General features: G+C 51.1%; 17 protein-coding genes and 1 tRNA gene. 4 read left to right on the forward strand and 14 right to left on the reverse strand.

What is annotated here, in order from left to right; translation table 11 throughout:
• Positions 1-354, forward strand: a 354-nt coding sequence (locus PJE062_RS26510) for an FAD-binding oxidoreductase (RefSeq protein WP_198136832.1), incomplete at its 5' end; no start/stop codon positions are given.
• Between the two features lie 162 nt (positions 355-516).
• Positions 517-1,188: a GntR family transcriptional regulator gene (locus PJE062_RS07635; RefSeq protein WP_008548207.1), complete on the forward strand. Its 672-nt coding sequence runs from the start codon at positions 517-519 to the stop codon at positions 1,186-1,188.
• A gap of 54 nt (positions 1,189-1,242) precedes the next feature.
• On the opposite strand, the gene PJE062_RS07640 is transcribed toward PJE062_RS07635, so the two are convergent.
• The 12 genes from PJE062_RS07640 to PJE062_RS07695 form a co-directional block, all read right to left on the reverse strand.
• Positions 1,243-2,274 (reverse strand): Ldh family oxidoreductase, encoded by a 1,032-nt coding sequence (locus PJE062_RS07640; RefSeq protein ID WP_008548199.1) that lies wholly within the window; start codon positions 2,272-2,274, stop codon positions 1,243-1,245.
• Between the two features lie 71 nt (positions 2,275-2,345).
• Positions 2,346-3,239, reverse strand: coding sequence for a dihydrodipicolinate synthase family protein (locus tag PJE062_RS07645; RefSeq protein WP_008548373.1), 894 nt, complete (start codon positions 3,237-3,239; stop codon positions 2,346-2,348).
• Positions 3,240-3,954: 715 nt separating this feature from the next.
• Entirely contained in the window at positions 3,955-4,284 is a 330-nt protein-coding gene (locus tag PJE062_RS07650) for a DUF3768 domain-containing protein (protein ID WP_037036346.1), read from the reverse strand.
• Positions 4,285-4,286: 2 nt separating this feature from the next.
• On the reverse strand, positions 4,287-4,916 hold the full coding sequence (locus PJE062_RS07655) for a hypothetical protein (protein ID WP_008548382.1): 630 nt from the start codon (positions 4,914-4,916) through the stop codon (positions 4,287-4,289).
• Positions 4,917-5,165: 249 nt separating this feature from the next.
• A complete protein-coding gene (locus PJE062_RS07660; RefSeq protein ID WP_008548322.1) occupies positions 5,166-6,827 on the reverse strand; it encodes a DUF927 domain-containing protein in 1,662 nt (553 codons plus the stop codon).
• 132 nt (positions 6,828-6,959) lie between these two features.
• Positions 6,960-7,658, reverse strand: a complete 699-nt coding sequence (locus PJE062_RS07665) for a hypothetical protein (protein ID WP_157039101.1) — start codon at positions 7,656-7,658, stop codon at positions 6,960-6,962.
• Positions 7,659-7,825: 167 nt separating this feature from the next.
• Positions 7,826-8,254: an AlpA family transcriptional regulator gene (locus tag PJE062_RS25765; RefSeq protein WP_050773870.1), complete on the reverse strand. Its 429-nt coding sequence runs from the start codon at positions 8,252-8,254 to the stop codon at positions 7,826-7,828.
• Between the two features lie 504 nt (positions 8,255-8,758).
• Positions 8,759-8,835: transfer RNA gene (locus PJE062_RS07675), tRNA-Arg, on the reverse strand.
• Between the two features lie 112 nt (positions 8,836-8,947).
• Complete coding sequence (locus PJE062_RS07680) at positions 8,948-10,111, reverse strand: DUF1513 domain-containing protein (RefSeq protein WP_008548202.1); 1,164 nt, start codon at positions 10,109-10,111, stop codon at positions 8,948-8,950.
• Positions 10,101-11,198: an imelysin family protein gene (locus PJE062_RS07685; protein WP_037036351.1), complete on the reverse strand. Its 1,098-nt coding sequence runs from the start codon at positions 11,196-11,198 to the stop codon at positions 10,101-10,103. The genes PJE062_RS07680 and PJE062_RS07685 overlap by 11 nt, the downstream gene beginning before the upstream one ends.
• Positions 11,198-12,745, reverse strand: a complete 1,548-nt coding sequence (locus PJE062_RS07690; protein WP_008548738.1) for a di-heme oxidoredictase family protein — start codon at positions 12,743-12,745, stop codon at positions 11,198-11,200. The genes PJE062_RS07685 and PJE062_RS07690 overlap by 1 nt, the downstream gene beginning before the upstream one ends.
• Positions 12,746-12,874: 129 nt before the next feature.
• Positions 12,875-14,143 carry an imelysin family protein gene (locus PJE062_RS07695; RefSeq protein ID WP_008548212.1) on the reverse strand — a complete coding sequence of 423 codons (1,269 nt, stop codon included), beginning with the start codon at positions 14,141-14,143 and terminating at the stop codon, positions 12,875-12,877.
• Positions 14,144-14,576: 433 nt separating this feature from the next.
• Between PJE062_RS07695 and PJE062_RS07700 the strand changes: the two genes are divergently transcribed.
• Together PJE062_RS07700 and PJE062_RS07705 are read left to right on the forward strand one after the other, a co-directional pair.
• Complete coding sequence (locus tag PJE062_RS07700; RefSeq protein ID WP_008548360.1) at positions 14,577-16,427, forward strand: glycerophosphodiester phosphodiesterase; 1,851 nt, start codon at positions 14,577-14,579, stop codon at positions 16,425-16,427.
• Between the two features lie 25 nt (positions 16,428-16,452).
• Positions 16,453-16,851 (forward strand): hypothetical protein, encoded by a 399-nt coding sequence (locus tag PJE062_RS07705; RefSeq protein WP_008548345.1) that lies wholly within the window; start codon positions 16,453-16,455, stop codon positions 16,849-16,851.
• 317 nt (positions 16,852-17,168) lie between these two features.
• Here PJE062_RS07705 and PJE062_RS07715 read toward each other — a convergent pair whose 3' ends face one another.
• Positions 17,169-18,026, reverse strand: coding sequence for a carbohydrate ABC transporter permease (locus PJE062_RS07715; RefSeq protein WP_008548559.1), 858 nt, complete (start codon positions 18,024-18,026; stop codon positions 17,169-17,171).
• Positions 18,023-18,901: a carbohydrate ABC transporter permease gene (locus tag PJE062_RS07720; protein WP_008548479.1), complete on the reverse strand. Its 879-nt coding sequence runs from the start codon at positions 18,899-18,901 to the stop codon at positions 18,023-18,025. The genes PJE062_RS07715 and PJE062_RS07720 overlap by 4 nt, the downstream gene beginning before the upstream one ends.
• Between the last annotated feature and the right edge of the window lie 18 nt (positions 18,902-18,919).

Genomic DNA, 18,919 nt, shown 5'->3' on the forward strand with positions numbered 1-18,919 from the left:
GCCGTCACACCCATCGCAGAAGGACTACGCGTTGGGGGAGCTGCTGAGTTTGCAGGATTGAAAACTCCGCCCAACTTTGAACGCTCCCGTGCTCTGGCAAAATTGGCCGCGAAGATGCTTCCGGATTTGCAAACCGACAATGGCGATCAATGGATGGGGCACCGGTCAGCAACACCGGACAGTTTGCCAGTAATTGGCCGATCTCCCAAGACACCGTGCGTACACTATGCCTTTGGCCACGGCCATTTGGGACTGACACAGGGCCCTACAACGGGCAGATTGATTGCGGATCTGGTTTTACAACGAGAGCCCGTGATCGACCCAAAACCATATGGAATTGAAAGATTTGCGTAGTACGGCAGCCAGCATCGTTTGATACGCAGACTGGTGCTTCAGGAGGGCTGAAGCACTTTGGCTTGTTGATAGAAGTCGATGACCTGATGAAATTGATAGAGCGAACCTCTATTCAGGAACATAGTATCCAATAAGGCGATTTGAGAAGGTGTGAGGCAGAAAATGGAATTGAAGCGGTCTATTAAGCGACAAAGTGTTCCAGATGCGCTTGCTGCTGACATTCGCCAGAGGATCCTAAGCGGTGAGTTTCAGGACGGCGATCAAATTCGCCAAGAGCAAATTGCCGAGGAATATGAAGTCTCGCGCATGCCTGTCAGGGAGGCGCTCCGGCGCCTTGAGGCAGAAGGCCTTGTTGCTTTCCATGCCCATCGCGGCGCGATTGTAACTGAGCTCTCACTTGATGAAATCGCAGAAATGTATGATCTGCGTGAACTCATTGAAGTTGAGACCTTAAGGGTTGCCATACCGGCTATGACGGAACCGCATCTTGCTGCGGCAAGAGAGATTCTGAATAGTCTGGAAAGCGCCTACGAATCCAAAGATGTGGCTGCCTGGGGGGCACTGAACACCCAGTACCACGTGGCTTTGTGTGCCTCTGCAGGCCGCAAGCAATCTCTGGCGTTCATCAAGCAAATCAATAGCCAGATTGAACGCTACATCCGTCTTCAGCTCAAAGCTGATGGTGCTATGGATAAGGCTGAGGATGAACACCGTCAGCTTCTGAAGCTAATCGAAGAGAAAAAAGTCGACGAAGCAATCGAGCTGCTTCGGAAACATATTCTGGATTCCAAAGAAGGCATGCTTGCTGAAGTTGCAGTTCATCGCGCTGACTGAAGCAGGAAGCAAAAGGCTCTGTAATGAACAGGGCCTCATTGCTTCTTGTGAGGCCTAGGTCATGTTCTCATGTTCAAGCAGTTTCAGAATATCTGCGTGAAGAGCCTTCGGGATCTCCACCGCGTTTCTCTTTGAGTTTTTCTCGCGGGTTTCATATCTGCGCTGTGATGGAAGTCGTGCCCCCTGATCAACGATTTGCGAGAACAGCCTTTCTGCGCGAGCATCGTTTTCCTGTATTCTGCCGCCAGATAGCAGGTTGGGATCAAACGCAAGGATCAGCTCACCATGATATGGCGTTGAGCCTTTGCCCCCGTCAAACTCCAGGCTCTCAATGCTTGTCAGGTCATCAATCAGTGGACCAGCAAGTAACTCAATCATGATGGAGAGTGCAGAGCCTTTGTAACCACCAAATGTGAGCATAGCTCCATCCAGTGCAGCATCCGGATCCGTTGTTGGGTTGCCTGCGCTGTCAATGGCCACACCTTCCGGCAAAGGCCGTCCTTCTCTGCGGTGCAGCTCAATCTCTCCGCGTGCAACAACACTGGTTGCAAAGTCAAATGTGAAGGGCTTTTTGCCTGCACGAGGCCAGCTGAACGCAATTGGATTTGTGCCCATTGTCCCTTTGGAGCCGCCAGCGGGTGCGACCCAGGCATGGCTTGGCACCATCGCCATCGCTACCAGACCGGCTTCAGAAAGCTTCTCAACCTCCGGCCAAAGGGCCGAGAAGTGATAACAATTATTGATCGCAAGCGCTGCGATACCCATCTGCTTGGCTTTCTGGATGAGCAAAGGGCGAGCTTTTTCAAAGGCAACGAGCGAGTACCCACCTTGTGCATCAGCACGAACAGATGCTGGAGATGGCTCAGTTAGAGTAACGCCTGCCTCACCATTTACGTGACCTGCTCTGATGGTATTGCTACAAACTAACAATCGATACAGCCCGTGTGAATGACAATCATCCAGCTGACATGCACAGATTACATCTGCAATGCTTCGGGCATGGTCCTCGTTAAAGCCGTTGCTTTGTAAGACCGAGAGACTGAGCTCGTATGCTTCCTTTAAACTGAGTGTAACGTGCTCAATCATAATTTCCCCAATCTATAAACAGCTTATGGTTGCCGAACCTGAGCGTCCAGCAACCAATACTCCTTCAAACACTAGAGTGCTTTCAAGTCTTCAATAGCTTTCTGAACTGTGCTCACCACGTATTCCCGCTCTTCTCCGACCAAAGGCAGGCGAGGGGCACGCGTCCACTCTGGCGCACCATAGACAAGATGTTCTGCCAGTTTGATGTACTGGACCAGCTTCACATGCACATCCAGGTGATATGATGGTGTGAGCACATGATAGAGCTTGCGTGCTTCTTCATAGTTGCCAGATTTGCAGAGATTGAACAGCTTGACTGCTTCTGCAGGCCAGACGTTTGTCATGCCAGACACCCAACCGGTTACACCGAGTGCGGAACTTTCTACGATCAGGTCATCAACGCCGCAGAAAATGCTAAATCTATTGCCAAACTCTACATAAAGATCGGTGACGCGGCGCACATCCCCAGTCTCTTCTTTGACACACACAATCTCAGGTACATCCTTCAGCAGTCTCAGCGTTTCAATGTCTACATCCACGCCATAGGCGATTGGGTTGTTGTAAATCATGATCGGCAGATCAGAGGCGTTGGCAATGCCTTTGTACCACTCCGCAGTCTCGCGAATATCGGTCTTGTAACCAAGACTCGGGAACACCATAAGCCCTTGTGCGCCAAAGCTCTTATAGAGCGCAGCATTTGCTTTCGCATTTTCAAGCGTAACTTCAGCAAGGCCCGAAAGCACAGGCACGCGCCCATTCGCCACTTCAACAGCTCCGCGAATAATCGCTTCGCGTTCTTCCATGTTCATCGAAGCATTCTCGCCAAGCATCGGCAAGACGATCACGCCTGAAACACCATTTTTAATGAGCCGGTCAATACTCGCCTTCGTGGCTTCAATGTCCACTGCCCCAACTTCAGTCAACTTCGTCGTCACCGCCGGAAACACACCCGTCCAAACCGTCATATCAACTCCTACCTCGCTACATTGATTGATAGATTGGATATTGGATACAATAATATGATATACGTGTCTACCTGAATTTGAAAAGAGCTTTTCTGACGTGTTGAGGTGCTAGTTGTTAGCAGGCATAAATTACTTTAGAGGCTTATCCTCTTGCTGCTGTAGGCGTGCATTCGAAAATGTGTGATCAGTCGCGCATAAGCACGCCGGCTCACAGGCTCCCCCATCAAGCTTTGTAGCAGTTTGTGATTAGGTCTTTTGGGGCCTTGATGGAGGGCACCTATCTCTTGACGATCCGATGCAACTCATAATGGAACCGCCCGAATGTCCGCTTGTGGCCCTCGACGCTGGTAACCGATACTCACTCCACTGAGCTCTTGCAGTGCAGCGAAGGGCAGCAATGCCCGCACAACAACAAGCTGATCTGTGGCAGGCATAGGAAAAGTGAGTAAGAACTTAAGCGTATGCTAAGGCAGCAAGGCGGGCATGCGTTTGCCTTACGGTAGTACCCTCTGATGTGCAGGCTGATCAAGCATTCACGTACTAGATAGCTGTTCTTTGACTGTATGTAGCTTAAGGGAACCGAGTTTGTCGTCAGTACTCTTGAGCTGGTGAAGTTTTCGGTTGGCAGTAAATCTACGACACCAACGGAAAGGTGTAACAGAAAACCCAGTCAGCAAATCGCAGTGACTGGGTTAAGTTTGATCTTGATTTGTTCTTAGTATTCATCTGCTCGCATCAGGGTCATCACGCGTTTGGTTACATTTGGGTCTGCTGCATCGGGTGAACCGAACTGTAAATCTTGGTCGTAGTAGTCGATCTTCCAAAAGTAGGTGACGCCCGCGTGCTTCAGGTTGCCGAAATCATGCTCGTTATAAAGGTTGTTGTCAGCGTTGAACGAATTAAAGCGCCGTACGCCCTCAAGAAGGGCTGATTGGCCCTCAGCGGGCAAGCTAAGCACGCCTTGCGTCAATACAACCTGCCCGCCATGCAATGAACAGCGGAAAGCGTCGTTGAGCTGCCTAATACGTTCGCTTAGACTGGTCATGGCTATTCCCACTCCCATTCCAGTTCACTGACATCAACGTTGGGATGCAGCGTGCCAAGCTGCGAGATCTGCCGCGTAAAAATGGGCTCGTCTGGGTAGTCGCGCCATTTGAGCTTGAAGGTGTTGGCGTCCAGGCTTTCCAAAATGATCGCAAGGTACCAGCAGTCTTCTTCATGTTCACGCGCCAAAATAGGGCTGCCAACTCCCGTTTTTGACCAATCTTTCGGAATGGTGCCATTATCATCGTCTACTGTTACATCGCCTTGGGATGCTTTCTCGGCAGCTTCTTCAGCTTGGCTACCAGCGACTATATGCAGCTGAGGTGTGGTTACCTTTGTTGGCAGTAGATTGCACAGCCCCTCGTATACACTCTTCTTGATGCGAGGCATAAATAACTTCCCGCTTGAAAAGACCTGCCCTTTGGGCACTTGTTCCGCCAGAGCCTGCAGCTCCGGCCCTTTGACCTCAAGCGAGAACAGCTCCATCTCATGGCAAGCCGCACGTGCGGCATCCGTCTCATCGGCGGGGTACCACGATCCGCGAGCTGGCTCCTTGCCCTCTTTGTGAAACACAATCAGGATTGGAACATCGTTAGAGTCGGCATGGGGTATCTGTTTGGCTGCGTCTGCCATCTTCATATCTCCAGATTTTGGGAAAGGAAGTCGGTGCAGGCTTAACCTGCCATTGAGCCATTCAGGGCAAAGCGGGCTATTGGAATACCCGCAAAAAGAAAGCGCTGAATTGCTTCAACGCTTATCTATAGTAGTGGATAAAAGTACGTATGTCAAGATTTTATCTTTTTAAATCAATTATTTATTGAAGTTCAACACGATGTAGCTGCAAGCTAATGGAATTTTTTAGCCTGCCTTTTTTACTAATAGCTAATCGATTTTCTCGTAGGCAGAATAGTCAAACCTCAATAATTTGATTTTTTTATTGCGAGTTCCAATGCGCACATCTTTGGTTAGATTCCCGTTGGGAGGTTTGCAGAATATACCCTTGCCTGATAGCACTTCGAGTAGTTCGCGAGTGGCTTTACGGGATACGTCTCCCTCTCCCAATAGTCCACCAAGGAAGGTCTCTAAGACGTCAAGGCGAACATAGATCGCATTCTCCTCTTGTACATAAAAACCTTTTTGTGCCTGTTCACTGTTTAATTTTCGGGATTTCCTGTTTTTGAACTCTGGAAATTTTTCTGGATCTGCAAACCATTCGCCCAAAGCGTCTTGTGCCGCACTATAGTTTAGCTGTTGTGAAAAAGCGGTCCTAAACACTTCATCGATAGCATAACGACATGCATTAGCGAAGCTGATGGGGCGCTTAGGCAAGATCCCAGCGTTAACTGCAAAAATACCGCCAGCATATATATGTGCAAACTTTTCAGCGATACGAAGGCGGGTTCCCCCAAGGTTGGGATAGTATTTCTTTAAGAAGTCTCCTGTGAGCTTAGAAACACGTTCTTCAAGCCTAGCATAGTTCTTCTCCATCCAACTGACGTATGCTTTGCCTGCCACTCCAAAATTTTGTTCTGAGTGTGAAACCAGAGACTTCGATCTTTGCGCACAGGCATTCATATCCCCTCTACGCTTAACTTTTCTCTCTGGCCCTATGGCCCAGATCCCTCCATTGTCCCCGTTAGGTACGGGTAGCTCTAAGAACCGAACGCGATCACCGTCGGTGCGTTCAAGGCTATTTTTAAGTGCTGTCTCTATGGATATCGGATTGGATGAAAGAGCAAAGCAGGTGAACAGCGGACTTTCATGCTCAGCTTTCACGGTTTTGGAATATTGTTTGGGACACCCGTCGGCCAAAATATGTGTGAATGAGTGTAGCTTCAAGTTCCTTTTTTTAGGGTCCGGATCGGAGAGTTCTCCATCGTCAAACGGGCAAATCAACTGATTATGAGCAGAAGCTGTCTGTGTAATCGCAGCTAATGTTCCTCCCCAGCTTGGCAGGTGTTTGGGATTTCCCCATACTGAATACGCTGCTTTGTTTATTGAGGTCTTTCCGCTTGAGGACGCTGCAACGAAGTTAATCACGGCACCTTCGGTTGTTTTAGCCAAAGGCAGTAGCGGTGAAGCGAAGCTGGCGAGCAGCGCAATAGTTGCAGGATATGATGCAAGTGCTTTTGTTGCGACTTCAGAAGTCCAACGTTCAAGATCCCCACTAACGAGTCCGAGACCTCGAGCTTCAGCCGGTCTTGAAGAGAAGTAGCATTGCTTGCGGTCTTCTTTAACAATGTTTTCGAACAATACGAATTTTCGACTTTTAGTAGGCCCGGCCCAACCAGGCTGTTCGAGAAGCATTCCAACCTCGTTGGGGAGCATTCTAACTATTTCTTCATGGCTGAGATCGCCAACGATCATGCTTTTTTGTGCAATGAGCGCGTTCAACTTTTTCTTGTCATGAAAATCTTCAGATCTCATAAAATGCCATTCACGATCTCTACCACCTCGCCTATCGTATTCGATGCCGACCCAGTCATTTTTTGTTGACTGATGTTCGAGAAGGTGGATTTCAATATGTGCGCCTTTCTTAGTCATGGCAATGTTCCCTTCAAGACTGTACGTGTTTGCCGTAGGAAATGTCGCGCTTGTCGCGGCGTCGCGGCAGAATTTGTTGTGTCGTAATGTTCGAGTTTCGGGCAAAGAAGAGGTTGTGTAGTGTACCCACAATCAAACCCGGACTTTTGCTCTACCAGCCCTGTTGATGCGTTTGTGCGTAGCAACGTTGCATCTGTTGGCTGAGTTTTTTCGTTGTGGTGACGACAGCTTCTCAAATTCCTTGTCATATGGAGGTTTGAGCAAAAGCCGCCGTTTTGTTTTATTGGTAGGACCATGAAACTTCGCGTAGCGAAGAACCATGCGCTTACCAATTGGCCACTTGGCGAGGTATGCTCGAAGTTCCAGTTCATACTGCCTAGGAAGACCACCGCGCTTTTTCCCTTCACGGACTTGGCTTCCGCTTCCCCTAGGGAAGTAAAGACTCTTGTAACAGTAGGTGAGAGCCTCATAGAAAGACCCACCTTTAATGTGTTCATGCCGTATAGGCTTTGGAGAATACTCAGATTTGGGGTAAGCTGCCCGGAGAGCTTTTAAGGAAGCTTGCCTGCTGATCCCATATATCAAGAGGTGAAGATGCGGTTGCCAACCTATAGGCTCATTGCCTTCATATTTGAGAGCGATGTCTAGACCGCCAATAACCAGAACGTTGGGAAGGTGTCTTTCAAGCCTTTTAAGGTGCTTCTTAACTTCCTTCTGCTGATTAGTCTGGGATAGCTCCCCTTTGGGGATAGGCTGATCGTTAGGGGTCAAGGTCAGCATCTGCCAATGTTTCTCATCGCAATGAAGACCTAGCATGCCTGCTTGCCTCACCAGATTTATCCTGAATAGCCGCAGGCAAATGTGGCAATGTTCTCTGCAACATCTAGCGCTTCTCCTGCACTTTGGAAGTATTATGCCTTTTTGCTTAGTGTCACGCATAAGCTGCCTCTGTCGGGAGCTAGTAACTGCGAGAGATTCGAAATTTTTTGGAAGGCGTTTCATTGTCCCATCCCGCCATACTCAGATGTGTTTTGCTTAGTGTTTTGCTCGATGAACGCTTGGAGGTCGGCGTAACGATATCGGATTGTCCGATTAGTGAGTTTTTGAAACTCGGGACCACCACCAGCACACCTTAAATTAGCAAGCGTCTTGGGGCTTATATTGAGGACCTTGCCTGCCTCGTCAGCTGTCAGCAGATCATCTAAGCAATACTTTCGGGGAAGTAACCTACGACGCGCAGTACGTCGTCTTGATGTGGTGGAGCGCTTGCGCGTACGAGCTTTTGCTGTTTTAGGAAACTCGGCATCGTAAAGTTCACGTACATGCTCTAGGTCGAGCATATCGGAACGATAGAAGAGCATAACCTGCCTGAACACCACAGTTGTGAAGTCTTTTTTAGATATTCCAGAAAATGTAGATTGAAGCATTACTTTCTCCGCTTCATTTGTGTGTGAAGCGTGAATTTTGGAGAAAGCGAATATAAAAAAAGCCTAGGCACTATTTCTCACAAAACGCACGCAAGATCACTCCCAGCGGTTGTGCTGGTCAGTAAACTCTTGATTGTGGTTTTGTTCGAATAGCCCTAAGGCGCTAAGTGCCCTTGGTGTACCCCGCCTGTGGTATCTGTTTTCTCAGCTAGGCTTGAGAAAATCGACATCGAACGGCGACAAACTTATGAGCGACTCCTCTTAATATCTAAATTTGAATAGATAGAAGATGTAATTATCCATCAATATTACGTTGAGATAGGCACGTTCAGATCGATTTTCAATATGTTAATTGTAATTTATGCATCGTCTTTGGGAAATTTACTTAAATGGCGAGTGAGGGTGGGCCTGATGTATCCACACCTGATGCAGCTGCGTGCTTACTATGTGCTTATTTTTGCGGAATGGGCCACTTTTAGTGTTCAGCTAACTCATTGAAAAATATGGTGCACCCGGCAGGATTCGAACCTGCGGCCTCTGCCTTCGGAGGGCAGCGCTCTATCCAACTGAGCTACGGGTGCCTGTATCGGGCGTGAAGGCCCTTGAGGTGCTGTAGTCTTTACCCGATCCTAGGCCGCGCCGCAATGCGCCAATTACAACAACCCTCGAAAATGTGGAAAGGCGCGGGAGAACCTATCCCTCCCGCAAGATACCCAGTGGTGTCAGGTGGTTATCCCAGCTGATGCCTGCGCTTTGGCTGATAATCTGGGCCACGTCATCGTCGGTTCCACCAAAGCTGATGGCGCCATTTCCATCAGTAATCGCAAAGCTTTCTTCGTCCAGCGGAGCCACACCGCAGCCATCTGCAACCTGGTGGAAGCCAATGAACGAACGCTCCGCCACATCCCAGTAGAGGATCTTGCCGCCGCGCGGGCAGGAGGCGGCAATCACGTCGCCCGTCCGGTTCATCTCCACGCTGCCAACGTAGTTCTGCAGGCCCTGCGTGACCTCCAGAGGCATCTCCAGTGCAGTGGCTGCCTTGTCGAGCCCCAGATGCACCATCAGCGGAGGTGTTGCATCCTTGGCGCCCTGAAACTGGCCGCCAACCCACACGTCGCCATTGCCGTCAAAGCTCATGTGGCGCAGAGAAAGCTGATGCAGATCCGAACCCAAAGCCTGCTTGGCGAGCAGATCGCCGGTCGCGGTGTCAATGAACGCCACGTTCGGCTGCATGCTGTCCAGATTGAGCTTCTCGCGTCCCTTATCAGGGTGGGTTTCAATTCCGCCATTGGCAACAACAAGCTGGGAGCCATCGGGTGACATCAGCAAGTCATGCGGGCCAACGCCGTAACTCTCAAACTCGCCAATCCGCTTTGGCTGGTCTCCGGAAAGATCATAGACGCCGATCACACCGCGCACATTCTCAAAGTCATTCTCGGGCGCATAAGCAAGGCGACCGTCAGGCGAGAACACGCCGTGACCGTAAAAGTGCCGACCCTCGGGAGATGTGAACACGAGAGGCTCCCGCGCACCCGTCAGATCCGCAAGCACCGCAAAGTTCTCGGGACGACGCGCAAAGGAGAGCAGGCGCATGCTGTTGCGGTCAAAGGAAATGGCATGACCACGATCCGGCAGCGCTGTCTGATAGAGGATTTCACCGTCTTCACTGAACACGGCCAGCGCGTAACTGCCGGTTGGCGTGCGCAGAGCACTGGCAAACAGCTGCAGGTCTTCCGCTTCTGCAAATGGCAGACCACTGGCAAAGGCCAGAGAGCTGCTGGCGCTGAGTGCAACGCCAGAGGCTGCCAGGCCTGTCAGAAACTGCCGTCGGCTCAGAGCAAGGGGTTTAGTCGCCATCAAGCGCATTGAAGCCTCCGGCAAGGCCAAGGTAGCCAGCAAGATCTTCTGCCATCACCACCTTGATGCCATCGATGATGGTGATCAGGTAGCGCAGCTGCTCACGAACCTCAGGCTCTTTGCCTGTGTCCTGAAGCGGCTTCGGCAAGTTGGCAAGCACGCGCTGCGCATTGGAGAATTCAAAATTGAGCGAGCTGTCCACCCAGTCCTGCTCATCTTCCAGAACCTTGGCATAGCCGCCTGCATTCAAGGCGCCCTGCAGGCCAGCAAGGCTTGCAGAAAGATAGGTCACCGCATTGCCACTGCGGGCAAAAGGTGCCTTCTTCGGGTTGGCTTTCTTCTCAGTCTTGCCAAGCACAACAAGCAGGTACTGGTCTTTGTCGACGATCAGGCCGGTAGTGATGGAGTTGAACACCATCTCCGCAGCTTCTTTGTGAGTGTGCACCACGCCGCCGTCTTTGCTTGGGTTCAGCAGAACCTCAGAGAACCCATCGGGAGACGCCCATTCCGCTTCCAGCTCCAGTCCGGCGCCCACCAGATTGATGCTGATGCTCTCGGCATAGTCACAAAGGAACTCTGCGTCTTTACCAGTGCCAAGGGTCAGAGACCCATCGCTGGCGTAGGAGATGCGCTCCAGAGCCGTCAGGCCCTGCAAGGCAACACTTTTTACGGAGAGCGCGGCAGGCTCACGAACCGTTGGGTCCTGCTTGGCGACCACTTTATTGATCTGCCGACGCACAACACCGCGGCTGTCCGGCAAAAAGGCGAGGCGCTGAGCAAGATTGTCCTGCGCCATCGGGCCAAATCTCAGAAAGTCGACACCTGCCAGCGCAGCAACGGATTTGCTGAAGGCTTCATTGAAGACCGCAGAGTTGTCTGCATTGGGTGTGGTGCAAAGGTCGCCTGTGCTTTTCTCAAGATCAGTAAGCGCACTGACAAGCTGCTGGGCTGCTGGCCGGATGTACTGTTCAACGCTGGAGCGTGTGAACTGAGCATAGTCCGGAGCATCTGCCGCAAAAGAGGGGGTAGATACTGCGGTAACGGCGGCCAGGGCCAGGCTGAAAGTGACAGCGCGCTTAAACTGCATCAAAGAGACTCCAGGAACCGGATCAAATTGGCTCGATCCTTAGCAGGCATTTCAACCACACGGGTTTTGGCAGCTTCCGCTTCACCACCGTGCCACAGCACTGCTTCCAGCAAGCCGCGTGCACGTCCATCGTGCAGGAAGAACCTGTGATTATTGACAGTTTCAGTCAGTCCAATACCCCAAAGCGGCGGTGTTTTCCATTCATTTCCACTGGCGGAACCTGTTGGGCGACCATCAGACAAACCTTCGCCCATATCGTGCAACAGCAGGTCTGTATAAGGCCAGATCAGCTGGAACTGATGCTCTGGATTCTCTGCTGTGCGGCTGGTGACGTATTTTGGCGTGTGGCAGCTTGCACAGCCCGCCTCATAAAATACCTTCTTACCAGCAAGCACTTGCGCGTCACTCACATCACGGCGAGCTGGAACCGCAAGGTTCTGGGAGTAGAATGTAACCAGGTCCAGAACCGGGTCCGGGGCCTCGGAAACACCAAGGTGCTCCTGTTCGCCATGGGCCTGCTCAAAACAAGCGGTCTGCGCTTCGGTGCAGTCGCCGTAGTTACGCAGGTCATAAGGTGTTGAGATACCAATATCACCGGCAAACGCGCCAGCAGACTGGGATAGAACGGTCGCGTTCAGCGCCTTCCAGCCAAAGCGGCCAATCATCTTGCTGTCAGGATCAGCAGGGTTCACCCAACTGACACGGCCGGAAATGCCGTCATTGTCTGAATCATCCGGATCAGCCTGAGAGGTGATGTCGGTCTCTGCAATCGCTTCCAGCAGGCCAAGGCCAATCATCGGCGGTGCAACACGGGCAGAAATCAACGCATGCTCAGACATCGGACCGTAAGCAAGGTTCTCAATGGTATAGGTCGGCTTGCGTAAGTAAGCGACTTCGCCTTCGGAGAGGTCTACTTTGATCTCTTCGTAGGTAATCTTCATCTCGCCTTCACCAGGCACACCCGGCACGCCAAAGTTCTGCAACTGGCCGCCATAGGTTGGTTCTGGAAGGAGAGGAACTTCACCGCTCTCAATCCGAGCCCGCTCTTCCGGTGTGGAAGGGGCAACAGAAAGGCGCATGAAGATGGAAACTGGGCGCTCGTCATCAATCGGTGGGCGGCCACGTCCGGCTTTCGGGTGGCAGCTCTCGCAGGCGCGCGCGTTAAACAGCGGGCCAAGACCGTCAGAGGCACGGGTGGAACTTGGGGTAGAGACCCAAAGCTTCTGGAAGAGGCTTTCCCCCAGACGGAAGTCCTGATGCTTCTCAAAAGGCAGATTGGCACTTGGGAAAGTAAAGACAGCACGATTGAGCGGCTTCTGGGTCGTCGACTTCCCGGCCTGCATCAATTCAAAATTTTCAGCTTTGGTGAAATCTGTCGGCGCTTTCAGAACCCGGCTGACCTTCGCTTTGTCTTCAGCGCTCAGGTCGGTTCGCTGGTCCAGATCAACAGCAGAAGCGGGGGGAATAAGTATGCTGGTAAAAGCGGCGGCGGTAGTGGCTATCACTCCGGCACGGCGGCGAAGTGTGGCTGGAACCATTCCTGGCATAACGGGTGCCTGTATTACATAGGCCTTCGCAAAAACGCTAATTCACGCAAACCAACGCACATTTCAACGCAAAAGAAGGCTCAAAGGGAATAAGTCCCGCATGAGATGCCTCATGCGGGACCGGATTTCTTATTCGAATACTGCAGAAGGATTGTCGAGGCTGTCGGAGCCTTCGAATGCAATCTGTTCCAGCTTCAGAACCTTAACTGCGCGCTCGATAGAAGAGGTCTGGTCAACCAGGCTGTCAACTGCTGCCTGAACAACAGCGTTACCTTCGGTGTTACCTTCACCGATCATCTGGTCGTACGCTTCAGTGGTTTCTGCGCGGGTTTTCAGAGCAGTGAATGCACCCAGAGATGCGTTCAGCTTGCCTTCCAGCTCAGCGGAAACTGCGGAATCTGCCTTTGCCAGCAGGTCCTTAAGGGAAGCGCCTTCAACAACAGTGCCATCAACGCGGGTGTACTTGCCCTGGAATACGTTGTTGATGCCAACCACGTCGTTGTAGTGAGACATGTGGGTGTTGTCAGAGAAGCAGTCATGCTCTTCTTCAGGGTCGTTCAGCATCAGGCCAAGCTTCATACGCTCACCAGCCAGCTCGCCGTAAGACAGGGAACCCATGCCGGTCAGGATGGTTGCGATGCCTGCAGCTTCGCCTTTATCAGCCAGATCTTTACGTGCTGCGCCGTCAGCCTGCCATGCTGCCACCATCTCTTCCAGATCGGTGATAAGTAGCGTGGTTGCTGCCTGAAGATACTGTACGCGGCGCTCACAGTTGCCGCCGGTGCAGTTTGCAGTGTCGAAGTCAGAAGCAGGACGGTTGCCAGCACCTTTCCCCGTTCCGTTCAAATCTTGTCCCCACAGCAGGAACTCAATTGCGTGGTAACCGGTTGCTACGTTTGCTTCCACTTCACCAGCTTCCTGAAGCTGATCAGCAAGCAGAGCAGGAGTGATTTCGGTTGCGTCGATTTCTTCGCCAGCAACAGTCACTTTCGCGTTCGCGATGATGTTTGCAGCGTAGTATGGATTCTCTTCGGACTCATTGCCGTAAGCGCCATCAACGTAGTCGATCAGACCTTCGTCCAGCGGCCAAGCGTTGACCTTGCCTTCCCAGTCATCAACGATCGCGTTACCAAAACGGTAAACTTCGGTCTGCTGGTATGGGTTACGAGCTGCAATCCATGCGCGGCGTGCTGCCTTCAGATTGTCTTCGGTTGGCTCTGCGACAAGCTTGTCGATTGCGACCTGCAGAGTTTTTGCAGTTGTCAGAGAGTCTTCGAACGCTGCCTGGGCGATATCGCCGTAGGTTGCAAGAACGTCAGAAGGAGTTGCAGCGACAGCAACGGTGGAAAGGCTGCCGAGTGCTACAGTGCCGAGCAAAGCGCCACGGATAAAGCTCATTGTAATCCCCTTAAATGTGCAGTGAACTCGCCTCACGCTAAGCATGGAAAATCCAGGCTGCACGAATTCAGTTAGCAAACGTATTCACGCTCTAAAGCGCGAGAAACTGCGGCTATTTCATATTCCTGACTATTGTTGTCAAGTTTAAAAGCAAGCACTTTCAGTAGTTTAGACTTTTTCTAAATATGAGTTTCAGTTGCAACTTATTGTCATTAAAAGCTTTTCTGTACTTTTGCAGTTGCTAATCATTCGCATAAATAAATGGGATAATATTGGGAAAATACGCGAATCCCCTGCTCAGTTGTTACCGTTTGTTTGGCATATCTTGACTTCGTATCAGCCATACGCTCTTACGGAACCTTCTTCAGGTACATTTCAGGAAATTGGCATTAATCAGTCAGTCTGTCTGCACCAACAACGATAAGAACAGGCTATGGCGGCGCGATTACACACGCTTGCACAATTGATATTCCATGGTTGGAAAGCAAACGCGTTCCGTTTGCTGCTGGTGCACTACGCCTTCGTTTTCCTGGGCGCAGTTGCAATCACACCTATCGTGGCTGGTCTCGGTAACTTCGTTATCGGCCTGTCAGGCAACGCGGTTCTGGCTGACTATGAGATCGCTTCCTTCTTTCTGTCACCGGTAGGCCTGTTCGGTGCCTTCGTTTTTGTTGTGGTCTTCATTGCCATGGCGCTGCTGGAGCAGGTGGCCATGCTTGCAGTGTTGGACAGACAGGAAAGCGCTTTCCCAGCAGCACGTTATGCTCTGTTCTCAACACTCAGCATGTTCCCGCGTCTCGGCATGTTTACATGGCGGCTGACACAGCGATTGGTGATGGCCATGGTTCCGGGGCTGGCTATTATCGCCTTGAGCGTGCTGATCTTTCTGCAAGAGCACGACATCAACTATTACCTCCAGTTTCAACCCGTTGAGTTCTGGATGGCTGCCTTCTTCATAGGAATTGGCGTAGCTCTGGTTATAGTTATGCCACTCTATGCAATCCTCGTCTGGGGCTTGTCTTTGCCATTGGTAGTGCTGAGAGATCATCCTGTCGGCTCTGCCTTTGCACGAGCTCGCTTCCTTTCACGTGGCCTTCGCCCGGTTTTTGCAGGTGCAGTTTCTCTTTGGTTGCTGATCGATATCGCCATCCATGCGCTGTTCCTGATCTCTCTGGAACTTGTTGGCTCTTACGCCATTTCTTTTGGCGAGAGCTCTCCTGAGACACTAGCCGCAATCTTGGGCAGCCTCGTTGTGCTCTTGTTCGTCGGAAATACGCTGATCAGCGGCGTGATGTCTGGCACTATGGCGTTGCTTTTCAAGGCAGCTTTGTTTGTGGCTGATGGCAAAGGGCATACGTTCTCCGAGGTTCCGCACACACCAAAGCTGGAGAGCAAGTGGGCTAACCCACTGACACCTCTGCGCCTCGCTGCTCTTATTGGCGTGGTTGGAACCATTGTAGTGCTGACGGGAACTTATTGGGTCTCAGCCGACCTGCCACAAAAAGACGTCCTGATCATCGCCCATCGTGGTGCCTCCTCTCATGCTCCCGAAAATACCATAGCGGCCATTGAGCGAGCGCTGGAAGATAAAGCTGACTGGATTGAGGTAGACGTTCAGGAGACTGCAGACGGTTCCGTGGTCATTGCCCACGACAGCGATTTCATGCGCCTTATCAGTAACCCAGCCAGCCCCTGGGATCTGACACTGGAGGAAATCCAGTCACTCGATGTGGGCGGATGGTTCGATATGGAGTTCCAGGGCGAGCGCGTTCCAACGCTCCGTGAGGCTCTTGAGCTTGTGAAGGGAAAGGCAACTCTCCTCATTGAGTTCAAATATTATCCCCGCAGCCGCAACGAAAACCTCGAAAACGAGGTCGCGCGCATAGTCACAGAAGCGAACATGGAAAACGACATAGCAATCATGTCGCTAGACCGCCCAGCCCTCACCAGAATGCGAAAAATTGAGCCAAACTGGAACATCGGCCTTCTTACTGCCACATCTATCGGCAATTTCTCCGAACTCAAAGGAAACTTCGTAGCCGTCTCCTCCGCTTCCGCCTCTTTGAACTTCATCAGAAGAACACAAGAGACCGATAAGCAGGTTTTTGTTTGGACGGTTAACAATCCGTCTACCATGTTACGCTACATCTCCATGGGCGTAGACGGAATTATCACGGATGATCCTGCACTAGCGCGTAAGACATTGGAAGAATATAAAGAAATGAACCAGTTCGAGCGGTTATTACTTCATACTTCTGTCTTGTATAATCTGAGCTTGAACTAACGTTTCGACCGTAAGAATCTAGTATATGCCGTATTTTCTAGTAGTGCTTTTGGGCGCGTTGCTCACTGCCCTGTCCATGACCAATTCTGCGACGTCCAAGCCACCAGTCTTGCTGCTCGGAGACCGCGATACAGTAAACGCGATTGTTGCTGAGGTTAATCTTCCGGATGACCGCCGTGGCCTTGTGCACGTCATTTTAGAAGATGCTCGCGTCAAAGCAGAGCGTCTGGATGGCGCAATCCTGCCAGTTTCTGCAAGTGCAGAGCCTTTGGTCGAGCTTCCGGCTGAGCAATTTACTCTCGAACAACTGGATGCAGAAACGCGCGATGAACTCGTTGAAGTTCTGGATGAAGATCAGATGAATGAGCTACACCGCGCGATCGGCGTGGTTTTGGCGAGTAATCAGTCCGTTACCGTAGAATAATCTTCAATAACAATCTATCCTATTGAAGTAATAGGATTATTCATCGTCATCTTCGTTATCGTCGGGAATAGCAAGATCAACCGCTCCTCCTACGACACTTGTCCCAACCTTTGCAGTTGTTGTGACTGCTGTCGATGCAACAGACACGGCAGCACCGCCTACTGAAACCACAGCGCATCCGGATATTCCGAGTAATACTGCAAGAATACTGGCTGTAATCGCGACAAGTCTCATCTATTCCCCTCAAAAAACTGTCGTGAACCTCCTCGAAGGTCACCTATTTCAATCAAATTTGAAGGGTAGGAATTACTAATTCCCTACTTAATCCCCGCACGCATAAAGCTCTGCACAAATTGTCTTTGAAACAGCAAGAAAGCGATGAGCAGCGGGCCAGACGTCATCAGCGTTGCCGCATTGATCACGCTCCATTCCACACCACCATCCACTGCTGCAAATATTGAGAGCCCAACAGTCACCGGCCGCGTCTCAACGGAGTTCGTGATGATCAGCGGCCATAGGAAATTGTTCCAGTGGTGGCTGACAGAAACAAGCCCGTAAGCAAGGTAGGTCGGGATTGCCAGCGGCACATATACCTTCCAGAGAACCAGTAGTGGACCAGCACCCTCCACTCGAGCGGCTTCATCCAGCTCTCGAGGAATGGTCTTAAACGTCTGCCGCAAAAGGAAAATCCCAAAACCGGATGCCATGTACGGCAGGCCAATCGCTACAATGGTGTCTATCAGGCCAAGGTTTCTGATCATCTTGTAGTTCTCGACGATCAGAATGTCCGGCATCACCAGTAGCTGTAAAAGCACAAGTGTGAACAGAATGTTGGATCCTGGAAACTCAAAGCGAGCAAAGGCATAGGCTGCCAAAGTACAGAGTACGAACTGAGCAATCAGAATGAGCGTCACCAGCATGGTCGTGTTGAGGAAATACTGAGCAAACGGTGCTGCTGACCATGCCTTGGTGAAGTTCTCCAGAGTAAGCGGAGCAAACAGCTCAAAGTTGGCCTCATAAGCTGCTGGGTGAAACGCCGTCCAGATCGCGTACAGCAAAGGCAAGGCCCACAAGATCGCGAGCGTCCAGGCTCCGAACGTGTTGAGCGCACAGTCAAAATCGAACTGGCGTGGAGGAGCAGCTTCAACTGTTTTGGAAAGAGATAAGTCACTCATCTGTAATGCACCCGACGATCCATGAAGAAGAATTGGCCGATCGCGATGATCGAGAGTAGAGCCAGCATCACAACGGTTAGCGTGGCAGCGTAAGAGGTCTGCCAGTATTTGAAGGCCACCTCGTAAATATAAAAGAGCAGCAAAGACGAGGCGTTATCTGGCCCACCGCCCGTCATGGTGAAGATGTGATCCACCAATCTGAAGGAGTTAATAACAGCATTGATAGATACGAACAAAGTTGTTGGCATGAGCAGTGGCCATGTGATCTTCCAGAAGAACGTCCAGCGGCTTGCCCCTTCAATATCAGCGGCTTCTTTGTAGGAAGGTGGAATGGCCTGAAGAGCTGCCAGATAGAAGATCATGAAGAATCCGGCTTCCTTCCAGATAGTCACCACCATCATGCAGATCAGCACGGTTTCCTGTTGGCCCAGCCAGGAATTTTCCGGAAGTCCAAAGACACCCATCCGGATCTGATCAATCAGGCCAAAGCCCGGCGTGTAGAAAAATAGCCAGATGTTCGCCACTGCAATCAACGGCAACACCGTTGGTGCAAAAAATGACATACGTACAAGGCTGCGCCCCTTAAGCTTGTCATTCACCCAGATAGCCATAAGCAACGAGATACCGATGGATGCGGGAATGGTTGCCATCGCATACCAAAGGTTATTGACCAGCACTTTCCAGAAGATTGGATCTGCCATCAGCTCTTCATAGTTCCGCAATCCGACGAACTTGGCTGGCCTGCGCCCACGTGGAGTGGAGAAGAAGCTATTGATGATGGTGGTGATGGCCGGGAAGTGGGTAAACGCGAACAACATAACCATTGCTGGAGTGAGCAACAGCCACGCGTAAATCCACTGCATACGTTTGGTCATCTGGCAACCTCTTGAAAA

The organism is Pseudovibrio sp. JE062 (assembly GCF_000156235.1).
In the GTDB taxonomy this organism is placed as follows: Bacteria; Pseudomonadota; Alphaproteobacteria; order Rhizobiales; family Stappiaceae; genus Pseudovibrio.

Excerpts from the sequence above, each read along its gene's own strand:
- PJE062_RS07715 (WP_008548559.1), bottom strand. The coding sequence starts at position 18,026 with ATGAGTGACTTATCTCTTTCCAAAACAGTTGAAGCTGCTCCTCCACGC.
- PJE062_RS07720 (WP_008548479.1), bottom strand. The coding sequence starts at position 18,901 with ATGACCAAACGTATGCAGTGGATTTACGCGTGGCTGTTGCTCACTCCA.
- PJE062_RS07685 (WP_037036351.1), bottom strand. The coding sequence starts at position 11,198 with ATGCAGTTTAAGCGCGCTGTCACTTTCAGCCTGGCCCTGGCCGCCGTT.
- PJE062_RS07650 (WP_037036346.1), bottom strand. The coding sequence starts at position 4,284 with ATGACCAGTCTAAGCGAACGTATTAGGCAGCTCAACGACGCTTTCCGC.
- PJE062_RS07695 (WP_008548212.1), bottom strand. The coding sequence starts at position 14,143 with ATGAGCTTTATCCGTGGCGCTTTGCTCGGCACTGTAGCACTCGGCAGC.
- PJE062_RS07655 (WP_008548382.1), bottom strand. The coding sequence starts at position 4,916 with ATGGCAGACGCAGCCAAACAGATACCCCATGCCGACTCTAACGATGTT.
- PJE062_RS07640 (WP_008548199.1), bottom strand. The coding sequence starts at position 2,274 with ATGATTGAGCACGTTACACTCAGTTTAAAGGAAGCATACGAGCTCAGT.
- PJE062_RS07635 (WP_008548207.1), top strand. The coding sequence starts at position 517 with ATGGAATTGAAGCGGTCTATTAAGCGACAAAGTGTTCCAGATGCGCTT.
- PJE062_RS07660 (WP_008548322.1), bottom strand. The coding sequence starts at position 6,827 with ATGACTAAGAAAGGCGCACATATTGAAATCCACCTTCTCGAACATCAG.
- PJE062_RS07680 (WP_008548202.1), bottom strand. The coding sequence starts at position 10,111 with ATGGCGACTAAACCCCTTGCTCTGAGCCGACGGCAGTTTCTGACAGGC.
- PJE062_RS25765 (WP_050773870.1), bottom strand. The coding sequence starts at position 8,254 with ATGCTTCAATCTACATTTTCTGGAATATCTAAAAAAGACTTCACAACT.
- PJE062_RS07645 (WP_008548373.1), bottom strand. The coding sequence starts at position 3,239 with ATGACGGTTTGGACGGGTGTGTTTCCGGCGGTGACGACGAAGTTGACT.
- PJE062_RS07690 (WP_008548738.1), bottom strand. The coding sequence starts at position 12,745 with ATGCCAGGAATGGTTCCAGCCACACTTCGCCGCCGTGCCGGAGTGATA.
- PJE062_RS07705 (WP_008548345.1), top strand. The coding sequence starts at position 16,453 with ATGCCGTATTTTCTAGTAGTGCTTTTGGGCGCGTTGCTCACTGCCCTG.
- PJE062_RS07700 (WP_008548360.1), top strand. The coding sequence starts at position 14,577 with ATGGCGGCGCGATTACACACGCTTGCACAATTGATATTCCATGGTTGG.